The sequence below is a fragment of the Bacteroides sp. 43_46 genome, assembly GCF_001915455.1.
Lineage (GTDB): Bacteria > Bacteroidota > Bacteroidia > Bacteroidales > Bacteroidaceae > Bacteroides > Bacteroides caccae.
On record NZ_MNQN01000102.1, the window covers coordinates 1 to 20751 of the forward strand.

The 20751-nt window shown below is 40.3% G+C and carries 12 protein-coding genes; 5 read left to right on the plus strand and 7 right to left on the minus strand.

Annotated elements, in window-relative coordinates:
* Window positions 1-928: 928 nt before the first annotated feature.
* Together BHV72_RS09020 and BHV72_RS09025 are read right to left on the minus strand one after the other, a co-directional pair.
* The gene (locus BHV72_RS09020; protein ID WP_258974344.1) at window positions 929-2380 is read right to left on the minus strand and encodes a DUF3868 domain-containing protein; all 1452 of its coding nucleotides are present in this window, start codon (window positions 2378-2380) and stop codon (window positions 929-931) included.
* A 12-nt stretch (window positions 2381-2392) separates the two neighbouring features.
* Window positions 2393-2962, minus strand: coding sequence for a DUF3575 domain-containing protein (locus BHV72_RS09025; protein ID WP_022041787.1), 570 nt, complete (start codon window positions 2960-2962; stop codon window positions 2393-2395).
* Between the two features lie 463 nt (window positions 2963-3425).
* On the opposite strand from BHV72_RS09025, the gene BHV72_RS09030 reads away from it, so the two are divergent.
* The 5 genes from BHV72_RS09030 (at window position 3426) to BHV72_RS09050 (ending at window position 10892) form a co-directional block, all read left to right on the plus strand.
* A complete protein-coding gene (locus BHV72_RS09030) occupies window positions 3426-4022 on the plus strand; it encodes a DUF5033 domain-containing protein (RefSeq protein WP_286855622.1) in 597 nt (198 codons plus the stop codon).
* A 298-nt stretch (window positions 4023-4320) separates the two neighbouring features.
* Window positions 4321-8466 carry a response regulator gene (locus BHV72_RS09035; protein WP_286855614.1) on the plus strand — a complete coding sequence of 1382 codons (4146 nt, stop codon included), beginning with the start codon at window positions 4321-4323 and terminating at the stop codon, window positions 8464-8466.
* Between the two features lie 47 nt (window positions 8467-8513).
* Window positions 8514-9269 (plus strand): tRNA pseudouridine(38-40) synthase TruA, encoded by a 756-nt coding sequence (truA, locus tag BHV72_RS09040; RefSeq protein ID WP_032855117.1) that lies wholly within the window; start codon window positions 8514-8516, stop codon window positions 9267-9269.
* 23 nt (window positions 9270-9292) lie between these two features.
* Entirely contained in the window at window positions 9293-10195 is a 903-nt protein-coding gene (locus BHV72_RS09045; RefSeq protein ID WP_005677326.1) for a DMT family transporter, read from the plus strand.
* A 46-nt stretch (window positions 10196-10241) separates the two neighbouring features.
* On the plus strand, window positions 10242-10892 hold the full coding sequence (locus tag BHV72_RS09050) for a DUF3256 family protein (RefSeq protein ID WP_005677327.1): 651 nt from the start codon (window positions 10242-10244) through the stop codon (window positions 10890-10892).
* 25 nt (window positions 10893-10917) lie between these two features.
* On the opposite strand, the gene BHV72_RS09055 is transcribed toward BHV72_RS09050, so the two are convergent.
* From BHV72_RS09055 to BHV72_RS09075, 5 genes are all read right to left on the minus strand, one after another.
* The gene (locus BHV72_RS09055; protein ID WP_022041791.1) at window positions 10918-12006 is read right to left on the minus strand and encodes a phosphotransferase enzyme family protein; all 1089 of its coding nucleotides are present in this window, start codon (window positions 12004-12006) and stop codon (window positions 10918-10920) included.
* A gap of 29 nt (window positions 12007-12035) precedes the next feature.
* Window positions 12036-15431, minus strand: coding sequence for a glycoside hydrolase family 2 TIM barrel-domain containing protein (locus BHV72_RS09060; protein WP_286855615.1), 3396 nt, complete (start codon window positions 15429-15431; stop codon window positions 12036-12038).
* Window positions 15432-15461: 30 nt separating this feature from the next.
* On the minus strand, window positions 15462-16352 hold the full coding sequence (locus BHV72_RS09065) for a YitT family protein (protein WP_005677332.1): 891 nt from the start codon (window positions 16350-16352) through the stop codon (window positions 15462-15464).
* Between the two features lie 109 nt (window positions 16353-16461).
* Window positions 16462-17874, minus strand: coding sequence for a Gfo/Idh/MocA family protein (locus tag BHV72_RS09070; protein ID WP_005677333.1), 1413 nt, complete (start codon window positions 17872-17874; stop codon window positions 16462-16464).
* 405 nt (window positions 17875-18279) lie between these two features.
* The gene (locus BHV72_RS09075) at window positions 18280-20679 is read right to left on the minus strand and encodes a M60 family metallopeptidase (protein ID WP_286855616.1); all 2400 of its coding nucleotides are present in this window, start codon (window positions 20677-20679) and stop codon (window positions 18280-18282) included.
* Window positions 20680-20751: the final 72 nt, after the last annotated feature.

A 20751-nucleotide genomic window follows, 5' to 3' on the forward strand; every position in this document is an offset into this window, starting at 1 on the left:
TAAAAAACATCATTTCTTTTTCTGATCGGAAGCCCTTATATATTATAAGGTGAAATAACTAACTTCCAGTTGGAGGGATTTTGTTTGTTTCTTATAGGCAATGTTTCTTTTATTTGTTTATTACTAAATTTTTGTTTTGTTTGTTTTAAGGAATCTTTTTGTTCCTTATCGACATTGCAAAGTTATGGGAGAAATGTAAAACTGTTGATTGGTGTTTTTTTCAATTTTCAAGGTGAATTTTTCAATCTTTCAAATGTCACTTTTAGGGTGGGGGAATTAGTCATTTTGTGAATGATTTGTTGAGGAGATGAATATTATACCGCCTTTCCTTTTCTTTTTCCACTGTTTGTATTATATATTTTCTTCAACTTATTTTGTGCAATAGAATAAATTTTGCAACTATTTAGGCGGGATGGACTGATTTGTGTCTTTTTCATTCTGTTTTGAATGATTTACTGCTGCTGTTGTCGTGTTCATAGCAGACTGCATTACGTGGAACAGGTGGATGATCTCATCGTTACAAGAATACTTTCTCACCTTAGTGAGGATTAATTCTTATCAAGGTGAGAATATTTTCTCATAGTGATGAGTATTTTTTCTCACAACGGTGAGAATTGTTTGAGAATTTAATGAAACGTATTTCGCTGTGTATTAGCTAAATAGCGAGTTTGTGACCGTGCTGGAAAAGTTCGGATCTGTAGTAGCGGAGACTAATATTTCGGATGCGGCTGCTTTGAAATAACCCCCTCAAATTGGCAAACTGAAATAATATATTAAATCCCCAGGAAAATAATGTGAGCCGTTACTTGATAGATAAGAAAAAATGCACTGCCTTCTCAGGTGGTGCGTTTCTTGATTTGGGGTTAAAATTTTAATTATAAATCATAGGGGGGGAACAAATACTGTTTGTCTGTGTTATTGTTTTTTGTTATTCTAAGGGATAATTTTGTTTCTTCTTTAATTCTTTCAAGTTAGCGTCTGCTTGCTTTATGAGACCGGCAGCTTTAGCTGCATTGAAATATTTTTCGGCTGTGTCTAAGTCTCCTTCTATCATAGCGATAATGCCCAGGTTGTTCTGTGTCTCTGCCGCTTTTGGATCAGCTTTAGCCAGATATCTCTTGGCAGTTGTCATATCACCACCTTTTTGTATTTCCATTGCTCCGGCATTGAGGTTGGCGATTGGATCATCCGGAAACATTGTAGCGGCTACTTGGAAAGAATGGTTGAATTCTTCGCTTCCCGGTTCACAACTTTCTGCAATCCGGTAGATTTCCTGCAAACTCAACAACTGCGGGCGCTTATTGATAATTTCTTTTGATTCTTCAAGGCTGAGGCCACGAACTGTATAGTTGACTGTATAATCCGAATGACGGAGAGCCGGATAGCATTCTGCCAATATATATTGGTATGTTTGCGGGCCAACCAGATGGGCGATATCGCGTTCCTTCTTATCAATGTCTATACTTTCGTCATCTATCAGACGAAGAACTTCATCCTTTTTCTCTATTGAAGAGTTTTCTATAAATTTGCGGAAACCTTTCCAGTCTTCCGGAGTATATTCTGAAGTGATAAGTTTCTTATCGAAATTATAATAACTGGTTACATAATCCACAAGCGCCTGGGTCCGATTCTTTGCTAAACGAGTATTATTGGCATAACTGCCTTCGGGTGAAGCGTAACCGTGAATCTTTATACCGGTAAGAGTTGTATATTTGTCGTTGCGCACGGTATCGATTGTTGCACGTATTTTTGCCAATTCACTTGTGTTACGACGATACTCCGGATAGATGATGATTTTGTTGACTGGGAAATCCAGAAATGCACTTCCTTCTACTGCACGATATTTTATGTCTTCAGCTTTAGGAGTGATATAGGCTATGGAAGGTTTTACTTTCAGTGGTAAAATGTTCAATTGGGTGATTAATTCACCGCTGTTCTCCTCCAGGATGTCACAGCAACCGCATAGGTCAATATTCAATTTCATATTTGCATTGCGCATCCATGCTTCGAACGGCATTTGTACCAAGTAGTTTACTTTTTGTTCCTGATGCTGTTTACGACGTAAAATGGTATAAGTGTTTTTGGGGGCTTTATGGTTACGCTGGTTGACGATGTCGCGCTTACGTCCGTATACCACAATAGAAGATAACACCTTGGTCTTTTCGTTTGCCTCAAGAAATGGAGTCAATGTGGCTACATTGTTGGATTCCAGTTTCAGGTTTTCTTTTAGAACAATGTCCAGATTGATAGTTAATACATTGTTATCTTCACTGCGTGTGATAGATTCTTTCTCTATACGCACTTGATCTTTATAGAGAGTCTGTGCTTTCCCGCCTAATATAGGCAGCAGGCAGAAGAATATGCATAATATCTTTTTCATATTTGTTTTGTTTTAAAATAAATAGATTAAACTGACGGCGGCTTTTGTAGGACCTACATAGTTCTTATGTCCTTCCTTGACTTTTTCACCGCACGTCTTGCATTCGAACTGCTCATACTTGACACGCGCGTAACCTATACCGATATTTCCTTCAAGATTCCAGTGCTTGCCCAGAATCCATTGATAACCGTAGGAAACGCCCAATCCGTAAAAGTGTCCTTTGAAACGGTGGTCTTTCAATTCGGGCCAGATGCCCCATGGCATATCAATGGCTGCTGCCTGATAAACGCCTCCATGAAGGTGTGCACCTACGAAATGACCGTTGAATTTATCACAGAACCAATATCGAAGCTCCGGTTGGAAGGCAAGCATCTTCATCATCTTCTGATCTTTGTATGTCCAAGGGTTGTAGTTGGCATACAAGTCCAGAGTTAATTTCTTACTTAAACCGACTTCGGCTCCAAGATTGATAATTTTAAGCGCGTCCATTACGACGTTGGTTTTTACTCCGACTACCTGACTATATAATAAGGTAGAAGCAAACAGGGTAACGAACAAAAATAAGATTCTTTTCTTTTTCATCGCATGATGGGTTTTGTTTGTTGATGTTACAAAAGTAGGCATAATGCAGATAGCTGTTGATTGGCAGATTCATCTTTCTTGCCTTTGTCTTCAATGGAAATTGATAAGTAGGGTGGTGAATAATTCATTTATGGGTGGTTGATCATTCGTTGTTGTTAATTGGTGTTTTTATCCTTTGTGATGAATGATTTGCGTGTGGATGGTGTTTTGATACTTGTAGAACTTAGCCAATCGCTTGAGTAAGCTGTATTTCGTTCGTTAAAGAGTGGTAATTCATTCGTTTTTCTTTTCAGAAAGTTTTCCTTATTGAATAAAATACCTATGTTTGCAATGTACAAACGAACAAGGAAAGATAAATAAGACAACTTAAGATTCCCCTCCTAAGGAACATGAATAAATAAACAATTAAAAGTGTAAAAAGACCGCGAACTGATAAATAACGATTCGCAAGCAGATTAAATGAATATTAACTTTTGTAGCATGTTCTAATGCTGAAAGTGACAGTTTTGAAGATAATACTTCAAACTTCGAATCCATGAAATCTTTGTATGGTATTGAGTCGGCAGTTTACGATCAGAAAGCTGAGGAAATTCCTTCTGTTACTGCAGAGGAAATGGCAAGTGTGCTGGAAGCGCTTCGTCAGAATGGTAATACTGTCCGTAACTGTGAATCGGAAACAACAGAAGGATTTTATGGTGATGCTACTGATAAGAAAGCGGTGAAAATGCTTGCCGAATATCAGGCTCGTACAAGAAGTGGCGCTTTCGTTGAGCAATTCGCATTATGTGTATCATTGAATTTTAATATAGATAAAGGTGCGGTATATTATATCGGTACTACTTACTCTTCTTCGACTGACTTATTCAGTTGGCAGGGATATGGCGCTTCTTTATCAACAACTGCTGACGGTAACAGCATCTTCAATTCTACTACTTATCTTTATTTCCGTGTAAGCGACCAGGGGAACTGTGTAGTAAAGGTACCGGTAAACTTCAAAGGTAGCTATAACTTTGCTGCCGGTCAAGGAACTTATAGCTTTACTCTGAAAGCTGCTAAATAATATCATAAGAATTTATTGCATTTAGGTATTAGTATAATATATATTGCTAAGGAGTGTCTGTATGATATGAGTCGCTCCTTTCAATAAAAAAGAGGAACCAAGCAGCAAACAATATAATAATTGGAGATTGATTGCGTAATGAACAAAACAAACGGCAAAAGTCTTTCTATTTCAAAAGAATAGGAGGGCTTTTGTTTTATTGTGAATTATTTCTAAAAAATATTTGTTATGTGATTTGATGATAATTATTTTGTCTACCTTTATCGACCAATACACATGAACAAAATACTATTAAGATATGAGGAAATTCTTCTTTTTACTACTGGTATTGTCAGGTATTTTCCCTGCATATTCAATAGATACTCATTGGAATCTGGAACCGGTAGTAATCAAAAACGGAGTCAGTGACAATACTATTTATAATGTTTGTTATGGAAGTGACGGTTTTATATGGCTCTCTACTGATAAAGGAATTTCACGTTATGACGGATTTAGATTTCGTGACTATCCCCTCATTATGGGGATTGATTCTCTTTCCACTCCTCTGCATCAAGCTGTGAAAAAACTTTGCGAAGGTCCCGACGGTTTATATTATGCGTTACTTTTCCAAGGTGGAATTACTTGTTTTGATAAGGATATTGAAAAGTTTTTGCCGGTACGTTTTGATAAGCCTCTGGAACTGAAAGATATTCTGGATTTCTGCTGGAATGACGGGAGTTTGTATTTGGTTACTTCACAAGGTTTATTTGAATCGCGCATTGTTCGCAAGACAGAAGGAAAACATGATTTTGTGTTATGTCTTTTGAATCCTGAGCCTTTGGTAAGAGGAAAGGTTGCTCATCTTTGTAGTGATAGAAAAACAAATTTGTATTTCTCTGTTAATCAGAGGAAAGTGGTACATTATGATTTAGTGGCGAAAAAAACTTCTTTGATTAAGGAATACAGCGTAGTAAATAGATTGTTTTTAAGGCATGGTTATTTATGGATTTGCCGATTATGGGATGACATTATATGTTATGACCTTAAAACGAATGAGGAACGTGTTATCTCCATGGAAGGAAAAGATCAGTCTGAATTCTCTAATTCTTATGTTACGGATCTGGTTTTGAAAGATAATCGGACTTTTTATTTGACAACTTGGAATGGATTGTATAAGTTGCGCTTCGATAATGACAATCTGTGTAAGAGTCCGTTTGTGTTGACTTTGCTGACGAAGAATGAGAAGGCATTCCATTCGAGTATTGAGAATAAAATGACCAGCCTGTTTTGGGATGATAAACAACAAATTCTTTGGGTAGGTACATTTGGCGGTGGGGTCGTGAAATTTGATATTAGTGATAGTATGTACAGTAGGGTACGGCAGGATTTTGGCTCTCGGGTGGATGGTATGGTCGAAGATTCAAAAGGATATGTATGGTTGACCGTTAGCGATGGGGGGATTATGAAAAGTACTACTCCTGTGTTTTCGTTGGATACACATTTTGAACCTTGGAAAAAAGCATCAGACTTTTCCGGACGCTTTCATATATATAAAGGTAAGAACGGGAATATCTGGTTGGGTAATAATTGGGGAGAGATTGTTATCATTGATCCATTAACAAATGAGGTGGAATCCTTTCATCTGCAAAATAATAAAGGTGAGAGGATACAAACTGTTATTTATAGTCTTTGCCTGGACTCATGGAATCGTTTGTGGGTAGGCACTTCAAATGGGTTGATGCAGGTTGAACTTGAAACTCACGAATGCAAGAGCATTAAATTGCCTGAAGAAATAAAGAATGTATTTGCAATAGCAGAGGATAAAGAAGGCAATGTGTGGATTGGGACGGATAGAGGTTTGAAAAGACTTGAAACGGATGGAGTACAAATTAGAGTAGAAGGAAATATTGAGAAAGAAAATGGACTGGAAGAGGCGGCTGTACGAACTATTTATGTAAATAACTATAATCAGATTTATGTAGCTTATTTGAATGTCGTTATCCGTATTGATGGAAGGGAGAAGGATAAGTTGGAAGCTATATACACTTTGCAAAACGGACTGACCAATGGACATGTAGGCTGTATGGTAGATGATCGTATCGGGAATACTTGGGCCGGAAATAATGTCGGAGTGATGACGATTAGAAATGGGCAGGATGCTTTCTATAATTATCTTTCGGTAGGTAATTGTAGTGCGGTATGCCGTTTGAATGATGGACGGTTGCTTTGGGCAAATTCTTGGGGATTGATTTTCTTTGATCCCTCTGCTACGAAAGCGGATTGTGAAAGAAGGCAGCTGATGTTGACAGATATAGAAGTGGGTGGAGAAACGATCTTGGCTGGGGAGAAACGAAATGGACAGTTGATTCTTTCAGGTTCTCCGGAACAACAGAAAAAGCTTGTATTCAATTCTGATAACAATGATTTCCATTTGTTCTTTTCCGATTTACGTTATGGGATGGCTGAACGTAAGATAGCTTATCGATTACTTCCCTTAGATAAGGATTGGAGAATGGTGCCACTTTCGGAAGGCTTATGGTTCAATGGACTGTCTGCCGGAAAATATACTTTGCAGGCGAAACTTGTATTTCCGGATGGTAAGGAAGGGGATGTGAATGAGATTCTTGTGGTTGTAAAAGATAAATGGTTTCAAACTATTTGGGCTTATATAGCTTATGTTTTGTTACTTGTCGCATTTTCTTGTTTTTTCTACATTTATTTTAAGAAGAAAGAGCAGCGTAAGCAGATGCACCGTGACCGGGAGATGGTATTGAAAGAGAACTTGAGCCTGGAGAAGATGAAGCAGAATCAAAAGAAAGAGATAGAAGCTTTGCGGAACCGTTTGCTGATGTTGTTTGTACAGGAATTGCGTACTCCTCTTTCGTTGATCATTGCTCCGTTGAAAGAATTACAGAAAGACAATTCCCAAGTATCGAACCTTTCTTTGCAGGTTGCATACCGGAATTCGCTTCGTATGGTTGATGCTTGTGATCAATTACTGGCTATATACCGACAGGGGAGTCCGGAAACGAAGTTGGAAGTAGCTCCCTATTCGGTAGAAAAGATGATTGATAGTAGTGTCTTTGGAGTCCGTGATTTGTTGAAAGTATATCCGATTGATTTTCGTTGCGAGAAAAGGGTCAAGAAAGAACTGGAATTCTATGTAAATAAGAAGAAAATAGAATTTATTATTCATAATCTGTTGACAAATGCTTTCACTCATACGCATTATGCAGGAACAGTTTATTTTTCTGTTTGTGAAATAATAGAGAATAATGTGCATTATGTCAGTCTGATAGTAGAGGATAATGGAATGAAGAAGGTGAGAACTTCCGAGCAATTAATGAGTGAGAACGGGACATTGGATAATGATTTATCTGCCGCACAGTTAGGCTTTTCTATTATGCGGCAGATGATAGAGGCGCATCAAGGAACAATCTCATTGGAAAGTGTTGAAGGAAAGGGGACAAAGGTAACGGTGAATCTTCCGGTAGATAGAGCCGTCCTGGAAAGTGAGCCGAATATATTGTTTATTGATCCGGAAGAACTGCCTGAAGTAGAACCGGAAGTGTTGGATCAACTCAAAGCTGATTCGAAAATTAGCGAAAATATAGGGAGACAGGGTCCAATACTTTTTCCGGGAGTATTGTCTCCTAAAGAAATGGCACAATCTGTGACAAATGAAGAGAAAAAGACAATATTAATTGTGGAAGATCATAAAGATATTCGGCTTTATCTGAAAGTTTTATTTGGGAATGAATATAATCTGTTGATGGCTACTAACGGTCAAGAAGGCGTGGATATGGCTATGAAAGAGTTGCCGGATTTGATAATTTGTGATGTCATGATGCCGATAAAAGACGGATTTGAATGTTGCCGTGAAGTAAAAGAATGCCCGGAAACTTGTAGTATCCCTTTTATTATGCTGACAGCGAAGGTAGAGGATGACGATATTATCCATGGTTTGGAGTTGGGAGCAGATGATTATGTGTTGAAACCTTTCACACCCGGTATTCTGAAAGCGAAAGTCAGTAATTTGATTAATGGCCGTCAGACGTTGAAACAAATGTATGCAAAGTTATTTAAGTTACCTGGAGCAGATGCCGTTGACGCAGATGAAACAGAGCAGCCGGGAAAAGAAGAAGCAAAGGCAGAAGATCCATTTATCACTTCCGTAATTAAAATTGTAGAGGAAAATATCTGTGAAGCTGACTTTAGTGTGAAGAAGCTTGCATCGGAATTAAATATGAGTCAGCCGACTCTTTACCGAAAAGTGAAGCAAAGTACGGACTATACGATTATAGAACTTATCAGGGGAGTACGTATGCGTCGTGCGGGTGTATTGTTGAAAACGAAACAATACGGTGTTCAGGAAGTAGCTGAAATGGTGGGATATAATGATATTCCGACGTTCCGTAAACATTTTGTAGACGCTTTTGGTACTACTCCTTCTACTTATGAATAAAAAAATGAGTACTTTTGCACACGAAAACCCTAAAAACAGGAACTAGAGTGCAAAGGTATTTCATTTATTTGGCTTATGACGGAACCAACTATCACGGTTGGCAGATTCAACCGAATGGGATTAGTGTGCAGGAATGTCTGATGAAAGCGTTATCCACTTTTCTACGTTGCGAGATAGAGGTAGTGGGGGCGGGTAGAACAGACGCCGGAGTACATGCTTCTTTAATGGTGGCTCATTTCGATTATGACGGACTATTAGATACAGTTTCTGTTGCTGAAAAATTGAATCGTTTGTTACCTCCGGATATTTCTGTTTATCGGGTTTGCCGTGTAAAACCGGAAGCTCATGCCCGTTTTGATGCAACAGCAAGGACTTACAAATATTATGTGACAGCAGTGAAGTATCCTTTCAACCGGCAATATCGTTGGCGGATTTATAGTTCGCTGGATTATGAACGGATGAACGAGGCTGCACGTACCCTTTTTGAATATAGCGACTTTACAAGTTTCAGCAAGCTGCATACGGATGTAAAAACCAACATCTGCCATATCACTCATGCCGAATGGACAAAAGTGACGGATGATGAAGCTACTTGGGTGTTTACCATTCGTGCCGATCGCTTCTTGCGAAATATGGTGCGTGCCATAGTAGGTACACTGATTGAGGTGGGACGTGGAAAACTTTCTGTTGAAGATTTCCGAAGAATAATCGAGCAGCAGGATCGTTGCAAGGCCGGGACATCTGCTCCGGGACAAGCCTTGTTCTTGGTCAATGTGGAATATCCGGAAACCTTGTTTATATAACTAATAACTTATAACAATCTTTTATGTGGTTATTATTAGCTTTTCTCTCAGCCACTTTGCTGGGCTTTTATGATGTATTCAAGAAACAGTCGCTGAAAGATAATGCAGTGCTTCCCGTTTTGTTTTTGAATACTTTCTTTTCCAGTCTTGTCTTTCTGCCTTTCATCTTGCTGTCCGTGTATGAGCCGGATTTGTTGGGAGGAACAATATTTAATGTTCCTGTTGCTGGTTGGGAACAACATAAATATATCATTATCAAGTCATTCATCGTGTTATCCTCATGGATATTCGGGTATTTTGGGATGAAACACCTTCCTATCACTATCGTGGGACCTATCAATGCTACTCGTCCGGTAATGGTGCTTATCGGAGCGATGTTGGTATTTGGCGAAAGGCTGAATCTCTACCAATGGATTGGGGTGATGCTGGCTATTGCTTCTTTTTTCATGTTAAGCCGTTCGGGAAAGAAGGAAGGAATTGATTTTAAGCATAATAAGTGGATATTTTTTATTGTACTGGCCGCAATAACAGGAGCTATCAGCGGATTGTATGATAAATATCTGATGAAATCTCTGAATCCAATGCTGGTGCAGTCATGGTACAATGTCTATCAGGTTTTTATCATGTGTCCTATTCTGCTTCTGCTTTGGTGGCCTAAACGGAAGTCTACCACACCGTTTCGTTGGGACTGGACAATTATCCTGATTTCCGTATTTCTTTCGGCCGCCGATTTCGTTTACTTTTATGCATTGAGTTATGATGATTCTATGATTTCCATTGTTTCGATGATTCGCCGGGGAAGTGTAATTGTTTCTTTCACTTTTGGAGCACTCTTCTTCCGTGAAAAGAATTTAAAAAGCAAAGCGATTGACCTTATACTGGTGTTAATCGGAATGATATTCTTATATTTGGGGTCTAAAAGTTAAAACGGCAGATTCATAATCTGACTATTATAGGTTAAATAAGATTGATATGAAAATAAATAGACTCGTTTCCGCTATATTCTTTTTTGTTGTAGGATTGTTTTCGCTGGCTTCTCTTCAGGCGCAGGAAGCTAAAACTTTGTTTGTGAATATCCCGGATTCATTAACTCCTTTGCTTACTAAAGTAAATCGTGAAGATTGTATTGACTTTTTGGAAAGCAAGATGAAAGCGCAAGTTGAAAACCGTTTTGGTAAAAAGTCGGAAATGACAGAGCTTGGTACGGATTATGTCCGTATGCAAATGTCTCCGCAAACATCTTGGCAGATGAAGGTGTTGGCACTGAGCGATACGACGAAAGTGGTATGTCTGGTCTCTACTGCTTGTGCTCCGGCATGTGATAGCAGTCTGCGTTTCTATACGACCGATTGGAAACCACTTGCAGATTCTCAGTTTATCTCTCTACCGGTGATGAGTGACTTTTTGAGTACTCCTGATTCGACAACTATTTATGATTTTGATGAGGCTCGCCGTTCTGCTGATATGTTGCTGATGAAGGCTGATTTTAGCAAAGATAATTCGGAACTGACTCTTACATTGACCACTCCTGACTATATGGCAAAAGAAACGGCGGAAAAACTAAAACCGTTCCTCCGCCGCCCAATTGTTTATCATTGGAAGAATGGAGTTTTCACTAAGTAAAATCTCCATTCTCAATTTTCTATTCTCACTTTTTTAAGCATTCATTGATGAATGCTACCATTTCCGGTGTATGTTCTTCTACGCTTTGAAGCAATTTGAATTGTGCTTTTGTACGTACCAGATTATGTTCGGGATATTTAATCTTGTAGTAAGTATCTCCATTGATATAATCGGCAAGGAAACGTACACATTGCATATAGGGGAATAAAGCTGCAGCATAGGGAAGATTCTCTATTTCAATAGGAGTCAGGAATGATTTTGCACCTTCCAGATATCCTTTGGTGAATGCTTTGAATATTTCCATATTGAAGTTTACACGATCAAGGTCTTTGTCGTCTTCATCACCGGTGTTGGCTCCCGTGCGTAGGAAATCTCCGTAATCAGAGAATATGAAACTAGGCATTACCGTATCCAGATCAATGACACAAAGCACTTTTCCGTCTTCATCGAACATCATGTTATTTACTTTTGTATCACAGTGGCATACACGTTTAGGAAGTTTGCCTTCGCGGTACAGACGTTCTGCCTTGCACATTTCATCCGCCCGTTTTTCTATTTCATCCAAATAATACTGCACTTCTGCTACGCGTCCGGCTGCGTTGGTTGCAACGGCGTCACGTAATTGTTTCAGGCGGAACTCCATATTATGGAAGTCGGGAATTGTTTCACCTAAAGTCTCAGGAATATCAGCCAGCATAGCCTGGAAGTTACCGAATGCCTGTCCGGCATAATTAGAATATTCCGGATTGACGGTTTCGTATGTCTTGGCGCGAGGAATGAAAACCATTACACGCCAATAGCTGTCGCCGTCGAACCAATAAGTCTTACCTTCTTCAGTAGAAAGAAAGGATAAAACTTTACGGTCAATATCCGATTCTCCGGCTTCGGTCAGTTTCTTACGGATATGGCTTGTGACAGCGGCAATATTGGATTGAAGCATTTCCACATTCTGAAAAATGGCATGGTTGATGCGTTGTAGAACGTAGTCGGGAGCATCTGTTTCCTTGGTGTTTACTTTGTAAGTGTCGTTAATAAGTCCTGCACCTAGTGGCTTGATTTCTTCCACTGTGCCTTGTACTTTGAATTTAGCAACAATGCTAGATAAATCTTTCATGGGTCTTTTCTTTAAAATTTATAATAAGGTTATTGATAATCATATTTGGCTACTTCATTAGCCTGGCTGGCCGAACGGACAGGGACTAGGGTGAAGCCCCAACTATAATCACGGTTAGCCGGTATCTGATGGAAGGGTTCCGGGCGTGCTCCCCAGCTGTCATATCCACCTACTCCTTGTTGTTTCATATCAACACAGACTTCTACAAAGTCTCTCGGAGTAATATCGTTGACGTGATGCATTCTTCTCAATACATTACGCGCAGCCTTTTCGTCATGGTTGGCAACCTCTTCGGGGCTGAAGTTATTCCATTGATAGGGGTGGGGAAGGGCTTCTTCCGAATCGAAATCTTCGATAGAGTTGCGTAAAGCGTTGAAGCCGATAAGGCTGTCGGCAACAATAGCCAGGCCATTCCCTTTATCAGGAGATAGAGCAATCCAACGGGTATCGGTATGGTGTCCGTTTTCCTGCGGACGAACGTAGTTGAAGTACATCTTATCTGCCGTTGTCTTGTATACGCCAACAAGGGTACCATGATTACGGTCAATATAGTTTTCTTCCGGACCGCGACCGAAATATTGTACATTGTTCATTTGGGCGGGCAAACGGAAGCGTACACCGATACGGGGAACTTCCAGTTTGGAAGCTGCTTTGCGGGCAGCATCGCTTCCGGGAGTAAAGGTAGCCATACGCGTAGCTTCGGAAACTTCTGTTTCTGCTGCTTGCATATCCGTAGAAGTGAATTGGGCACTAACATTTACGATACCGCTCGGATAGATTCTGTAAGTGACAACATACAAGTTGCCGGCAGCTAACAAATAAGTGGCTTTTAGCGAGACAACTTTATTCTCAGTAGTCATCTTGACATCTGTCACATGGAAGTTTTTGCTTGATTGCTTCCATACCTGCAAACGTTTAGGAGCACCGTTACCATAGTCATTATCATTAGGAGCACGCCAGAAGTTAGGCTGAATGCCAAAACCGTCTTTGAAATATTCAGTTCCGTCCACTTTATATGAAGTGACTAATCCGCTTTTCTTATTAAATACAAAGTTTACCTTTGAAGAAGATACGGTTAGTTCATCACCTGACGTTGCTGTTGTCAGTGCAGGACCATTAGCTTTATAAATTCTTTTCTCTGCCTGAATCGGAAGCTGGAATTGGTCGTATGCTATTTCGTAGCCGGCTGGTATTAGCGGTTCCGGTTCTACTGTTGTCACACTGAAGTTTACAAAATATTCTGTCCCCGGTTGGGATTTTAAGCCGTTTACAGGTACAGTAAACTCTTTGGATGCTTGCGGAGCGATGTCTAAAGAAACTTTTCCGCTTTTTATTGTTTTGTTATTTGAGAGTACGCTATAATGGATCTGATACTTTTTCAGATTGGTAAAGTAAAAACGGTTAGTGATTCTGAACTTGCCGGAAGCAGCGTCAATTGCTTCAAAACCGACATTTTGATGTACATATTTTACTTCAGCCATAGCCGGGTGTGGTCCGCGGTCCGGGTTGACAAGCCCATTGCAAAGGAAGTTACCGTCACTAGGGGCGTTTACACCAAAGTCACCTCCATAAGCCCAGTATTCTCTACCATTTTTGTCTTTCTGGAGCAGACCTTGATCTACCCAGTCCCAAATATATCCTCCCTGAAGGTTAGGATATTTGTAAATAGCTTGCCATTGTCCCCAAAGGTTTCCGGTGGAATTACCCATTGCATGTGCATATTCCGAAGGAGCTACCGGACGGTCGCTGCCGTTCTTGCCTGTGTTTTCCAACCAACTGGCACCTGGATATTGCGGAACATACATATCGGAGTTCCATTCCCATTGTGCGCGTTCATAGTTAACAGGACGAGCCATGATATTTTTGTCTGCTTCTTTCACCCACAAATATGTTTGATAGAAGTTGTATCCGTTTCCGGCTTCGTTTCCTAACGACCAGAAAGTGACACTCGGGTAATTCTTGTTACGTTCGAACATATTTATAGTACGGTCCATGTGCGGTTTCAACCATTCGGGGTTGTTGCCCAATGAGCCGCCTTTGCGGAGGTCGTAATACATACCGTGACTTTCGATGTTAGCTTCGTCATACACATAGAGCCCGTATTCGTCGCAAAGTTCGTAGAAACGGCGGTCTTGCGGGTAGTGGCAGAGGCGCACACTGTTTAAGTTATGCTGCTTCATGAGCTCAAAATCACGACGCATCAATTCCTCTGTAACGTAATGCCCTGTTGCCGGATTGTGCTCGTGGATATTTACACCTTTGAGTTTCAACGGTTGTCCGTTGATGAATAAGCAAACATACGGTTTGCCGTTAGCAGCCTTTTGTTCAATTGGTTTGATCTCAATACGACGGAAGCCGACATTGAAGGGAACTATTTCTGTAAACTTATCTCCGTCTTTGATGTACATCAGTAATTTGTAGAGATTGGGATGTTCGGATGTCCATGTTTTTACATTGGGGACTTCTATTTTCACTTCTTCAAAGAGAGGAATGGTTTGGTTCGCACCTATGGCGGTATTCATTTCGAAAGCAGCGATTACCTTATCGGTTTTCGGATCTAACACCTTATATCCGATAACATAATCTTTAGAGGGATGTGAGGTATTGTTGCGGATATCCATTGCCAGTTTGAAAATACCGTTTTTATAAGTATCGTCCAGCGTGGATGTTACACGGAAATCTCTGATTGCTACTTTGGGTTGTGAGTAGATATACACATCACGTTCGATACCACTGATGCGCCAGAAGTCCTGACATTCCAGATAAGAGCCAGTGCTCCAACGGAAGATTTTCAGTGTAAGTACATTCTTGCCCGGTTTCACGTACGGGTTGATTAAGAACTCGGCAGGATTCTTTGAATCTTCGCTATATCCTACTTCCTTACCGTTGATATATACATATACACCGGATTTGGCTCCTGCCAAGTGCAGATAAATGTCCCGTCCGTCCCAATCGGCAGGGATGTCTATATCACGGCGATATACACCCACCGGAGTCGCTTCCGGCAATATCGGAGGCTGTGGGTTGCGTGCTTTGAATTCATAACCATGATTTGTGTAGATGGCTACTCCATGTCCTTGTACTTCCCAGTTGCCGGGAACTTGGATATCATACCATGAGTCTGTACTGACGCTCGGATCAGTAATGTTGTCAGGAAGATCTTTGTAGGAATCTACAAAATAGAACTTCCATGTTCCGTTTAATAACCGATAGAACTTACTACGCTCAAATTTCCCGCTCAAGGCATCTTCACGATTGTCGTAAGTCATAAACGAAGAACGGGGATATTCTTTGTTAACAGCTACTACTTGCACATCTTGCCAATAAGGCTTTTTTGCATTATCAGCTACGGCACTGGTTACTATCAGGGAAAATATTCCCAGAAAAATGTTAGTTAATAAGAGGGGGTGTAGTCGAAATTTCATGTTTCTCAATATTGGTTTTTCATTTCGTTTTTATTTAACTTTAATATGGTCGAATCCTTCTCCATAAACTCCGATAACAGCACTTTGTGAAACAAATGCGTTAGGGTCTATATCCTTTATAAACCGGAAGATAATGGGGGATTCCCGTTTTTTAGCCAATACAAACATCATCTTCACTTCGCGTCCGGTATAAAAGCCCGTTGCATTGATGATTGTAACGCCTCGGTGCGGATATTCGTTGATACGTCGTCCTATTTCTTCATATTTATTTGAGATGATAAAGAATTGTACGGACTGACGTGCGCTGTTCACCACCTGATCGAGCACGAAGCTACAAATATATAGAGTTACAAATCCATATACTACTTTTTCCCAGTCTTTTAAGACAAAATAACTGGAAGATATAATGATCATGTCGCAGATAAGTACAACTCTTCCCAGTGTAATATCCCGGTACTTGTTTATGATAGCTGCAATGATATCTGTGCCTCCGGTACTTCCGTTAGCTGAGAAGGCAACCCCGATTCCACCTCCACAGAATGACGCTCCGATGACACACGCCATGAAAGGCTGGTCGTGAAGGAGACTGATCCCAGCCGCCAGTTTCTGGATAACGGATAAAAAGAAAGTCAGGGTGAACACTCCGAAGATGGTTTTGATACAAAACTTCAATCCCAGTAATTTAAGAGCTAACAGCAGCAGGAAGAAGTTGATAGTGAAATACGTATATTGCACCGGAAAGCCGGTCGCCCAATATACAATGGAAGCAATACCCGGTACTCCCCCGGTAGTGATATCGTTGGGTAGTAAAAATACCGTCCACCCGATGCCGTACAGAATCATGCCAATGGCAATCATTACATAGTCTCTAGCCTCACGGATAATGCTTTGCTTAGAAGGCTTTGGAATAGCTGTTTTCATAAACGTGATTATGATAATCTATAAAATGTTGAAACACGAACCAATGAATAATCCGGCTTTGGGGGAGAAGCCGGATTAATTTATGTTCGTGTCTGCAAAAATACTATTTTTATTTTACGAAAGCGTGGTGGTAGCCTTGTACTTTATTCCATCCTCCACGAGTAAAGTCGGGAATTTCAACCGGAGCTGAATTGTTTTCAATAGAGAGGCGGGTCAGTTCAGCCATGCAGCACCATTCTGCCAAGTCGTAAACGTCCATGTCTAAAGGTAACCCATTCTGTAAGCAGTATGCCAGACGATAATCCATGATAAAGTCCATACCACCGTGGCCGCCTACCTTCTTAGCTGTTTCTTCCAGTTCTTTGTGGATAGGATGTTTGTATTTATCCATTAGGGCTTTTTTAACGTCAGCAGGTACAGAACCGTGTGCGTTCAGGTTTTCATGATTAGGAACATCGTTTGAATCAACTTGTGAAGGTCTCAGGCAATATTCTTCAATCGGATATTTGCTTGCGTAACCGTCTGCTCCTACAATCTGATACATACGACTGTAAGGACGCGGAGTCATTACATTATGTTGGATCAACATAGTCTTACCATTTTCTGTGCGAATCAAAGTTGAAGTCTGGTCACCGTTCTGGAAATCCTTCACTTCTTCTCCTGTTTGCTTTTTAATATAAGCCGGACCATTGACAGCTTTCGTATCCATTGATACTAAAGTTTTCATACGGTCACCACGGTGGATGTTAAGTACTTGGCAAGCAGGACCCATACCGTGAGTTGCATATACATCACCACGATGTTTCTGATTGTAATCCATACGCCAGTTATTCCAGTATGAAGGCCAGAAGTCTTCCAAATTGTGAATGTATGAACCCTCTACGTGTAGTACGTCTCCAAAGACACCTTGCTGTGCCATATTCAGAGAAGTCAACTCGAAGAAGTCATATACACAGTTTTCCAACTGCATACAGTGCTTGCGGGTCTTTTCTGAAGTGTTGATTAACTGCCAGATTTCGTCCAATGTCATGGCAGCAGGTACTTCGATAGCTACATGTTTGCCATGTTCCATTGCATACACGCCCATTTCTGCATGGTGCTTCCAATCAGTTGCTATATATACAAGGTCGATATCTTCCTGTTCGCATAGTTTCTTCCATGCGTCTTCCGAACCACTGTAAGAAGTAGCTTCCGGCATTCCGGCATTCTTCAGGATTTCCTGTGATTTCTCTACACGTTCGGGAGAAAGGTCGCACAAGGCTACAATCTTGGTTCCCGGAATATGTGTCCACCGTGATACGGCACCAGGACCACGCATTCCCAATCCGATAAAACCGACACGTACGGTATCAATTTTGGGAGCAACAAGTTGGATTACGTCTTCTTGTCCGGCAGGGCGGGCAGGAGTTTCTACTTTGATAGGAGCGAAGGCTTCCTGAGCCTTCTGTTGTTGTGTGCAGCTTGTATGGCAGGTTAACAAGGTTAGTCCAATAGCTGCGACTGTGAATAGCTTTTTCATCATATTTTTTATGTTTTTAATAGGGGGTTATTTGTCGTTTTTCATTTTGCGGTCAAAAATAGTAATTTATTAGTCAATTCCATATAATTATAACAGATAATTTTGTTTTTTTACCCTTATTTGGGTAGAAAACAGGTCTTACTTTTTCTTTCAGATTTGTCATGGTCTTAATGCGTTTATGTTGTGACGGTCATATTTCCGTGTGTACGAAGTAAATACACCTCGTAAGGGGTGTTCCCCTATGAACTAATGTTTTTTTTAGCATTTCTTAATGTTTAAGTTTACTATTACTATTTCAAACCAACTCAAATATAAGACACACTATGGGAACATTCTCCTAGAATAGGAACCACTTTTTAGTATTGCTTAACTTTTTGCCTTCTTATCGGCTGTCTATGTGAAGCAAAGTCATTCTTCCAGTAGAATACGTTTTCCATCGGCTTGTACGGCGTATAATTTGGCGTACGTCAATGATACCGTCAAGGGAACTTCGAATTTGATAAAGGTAGAAAAATAGAGTAACTTTCCATTAGCGTCTTTTTCCCTGAGTTCGAAAGTTACAGCTTCATCTCCGTTTGTAATGCTCACTTCCCGTCCGTTGATATTTCCTTTTATATCCTTTGTTATAGGTCTTATCCTTTGAAACTGGGTATAATGACCAACATCCGGTGGAGTAGTATCCAATCCTATATCTCCTTTCTTCCGGTCTTCCAGATAATAGAAAGGTTTGGCTTTTTTCGGATATTTAGCCATAGCTTTCTTTGTATTTTCAATCATTTCCTTCGTTACAGTATACTGATAGCTGCCATATTGATCGATCTGTGTATCTACGGTTACAAAGAATCCCCACATTTCAAAAAACTCGGTCAGATCTTCTTGTGCGGCTTCACTTGCCATTCGAGCAAACAGAAGTTGTTTAACTCCCGGATTATTGGAGGATGTCCGGTTCTCCCGCATGAGTTTGAACAGTCTTTGCCAGAAATCCGTTTTGTGTCCGCAACGATGATAGTAATTCCATAGTTGCCAGTTCATACGCATATGCAGTTCTGTATTTTCTCCCTGATAATTGCTGCCAAAGTTACACCAAGGTCGGTTGAGTACGCAATGGGCTTCCGAAAGTGTCATTCCTGTAATATTTCCTTCGGAGTTAGTCGTTCGGTTATCGGCCGCTTTAGGAAGATTAAGCTCTGTGCCGCGTGAACAATATTTTCCAAGTTTATACAGTATGAAATTCGAGAACAGATTATTGGACGACTCAGTAGAACTAGGCCAGTCGATTGCCAGTTGGTGAATGTGTCCGATTTCATGTGCGGGTCCCCAGGCGTTATCTTTGGCACTCATCACCTTGTCGTATAGTAATATATTTTCCAGATAGGTATAAACGAATGCAATACGGTAGTCGGAAGCCCACATATATGCACCTTCAGGTGAAATTGCAAACAAGTGGTTATTAACCTGAGTAGGGCGCACATCTTCAATACCCATTAGTTCCTGCTCCCAACTGATGATGTTGTCCCATAGGTTAATAGCGGACAATATTTCATCTTTCACAAACTCACGCAGTTTATCCCGGTGGAAATAAAAGATAATCTTATCACCACGTACTCCGAAATACTTGTCGGTGGCTTTTGATAACAATTCGGCATATTTGGCATTTGTTTTGTGTTCTTTCAAGTCAAAGAAACCGCTGACCGTTCCGCTTCCTAATGGAATATGGATTTTTATAGGTTTCGGATGGCTGGTCAGGTCACAGTTGTACATGACGAATAACTGGCCCCTATTACGTATTTTGATTTTGTTAATACCCGGTTCCAGATAGTAAACGTCTCCCGAAGCAGCGGTCTGTACATATTCCTGCGGTTCCCAAAAGTTCGTTTTTTCTTCTCCTACACATTGTATTGAAACTTCGCGTCCATAGGTATCGCCAACAAGGACGATAATTTCGTCGTTTTTTTCCACAGCAATACCGGTCAGGTTGTCCAAGCTACTGTAATGTTTGGTCATTAACTTTTCCGCCCACTCGTTGATATCACTATAAGCGTTGTATTTGCGGATACGAAATTCTTTCTCCCATTCATCATAAGCGTTGTTTTTTAACGCTTCGGCTATGTGGACGAAATATTTGCTTGGCAATTTGTTGATTTCTTCATTGGTGACATCAGCTTTCAGTTCGCTACAAGTAATATCTTTGAATACGGTCAATAACTTAGTTGCCAAAGTGTTATCCTCATTCTTTTTAAAGAAGTGCATTTCGTCACAACTGACAAAGTTACCAAGTCCGCTTTTGACAACAAACTTAACGCCTGTGGCTTTCATCCCTTTCTTGAATACGATTCTGCTCGGAGTATCTTTCATTTTGAAGTCATAAGTTCCTTGAAGCGTATATCTTTGTCTATCGGAATCGGTAGAGGTGTAAACTTCAACCTCACCAAAATTACCATTCCCTGATCGGGTATAATAAATAAAGTAATTGATTTCCGTATCTCCTTTGAAGAAATATTCCAAAGTGACAGGGAAGGATGTATTACTCCATGAACTGTGATAATGTGACTCGAAGCTGATTCCTTGAGTAAATTTGCCATCGTATGATTTGTCAATGTCAGATCCGGGTTGGTATTCGCTGGCTTTTCCTCCGTACGGTATAATCTGAATATCTTCGGGAAGTACTACATCTTTTGTCTCTTCCTCTTCTTCCTCGATGTCAGGTATAGGCTGAGGCAGTGTTTTGTCGTTGGAACTGCAAGAAAGTGTTGCATTGAAAATAGAGAGAAATAGAAACAGGAGGGTAAACTTGTGGAATGTTTTCATATAAGTCTGATTGTGTTATTGATATAGATTGTGCGTTATAAAGGTAATAAAAATGGCAGGCATATATTACCT

Coding starts and splice junctions, on each gene's coding strand:
- BHV72_RS09060 (WP_286855615.1), bottom strand. CDS start 15,431: ATGAAATTTCGACTACACCCCCTCTTATTAACTAACATTTTTCTGGGA.
- BHV72_RS09035 (WP_286855614.1), top strand. CDS start 4,321: ATGAGGAAATTCTTCTTTTTACTACTGGTATTGTCAGGTATTTTCCCT.
- BHV72_RS09020 (WP_258974344.1), bottom strand. CDS start 2,380: ATGAAAAAGATATTATGCATATTCTTCTGCCTGCTGCCTATATTAGGC.
- BHV72_RS09055 (WP_022041791.1), bottom strand. CDS start 12,006: ATGAAAGATTTATCTAGCATTGTTGCTAAATTCAAAGTACAAGGCACA.
- BHV72_RS09065 (WP_005677332.1), bottom strand. CDS start 16,352: ATGAAAACAGCTATTCCAAAGCCTTCTAAGCAAAGCATTATCCGTGAG.
- BHV72_RS09070 (WP_005677333.1), bottom strand. CDS start 17,874: ATGATGAAAAAGCTATTCACAGTCGCAGCTATTGGACTAACCTTGTTA.
- BHV72_RS09045 (WP_005677326.1), top strand. CDS start 9,293: ATGTGGTTATTATTAGCTTTTCTCTCAGCCACTTTGCTGGGCTTTTAT.
- BHV72_RS09075 (WP_286855616.1), bottom strand. CDS start 20,679: ATGAAAACATTCCACAAGTTTACCCTCCTGTTTCTATTTCTCTCTATT.
- BHV72_RS09025 (WP_022041787.1), bottom strand. CDS start 2,962: ATGAAAAAGAAAAGAATCTTATTTTTGTTCGTTACCCTGTTTGCTTCT.
- BHV72_RS09050 (WP_005677327.1), top strand. CDS start 10,242: ATGAAAATAAATAGACTCGTTTCCGCTATATTCTTTTTTGTTGTAGGA.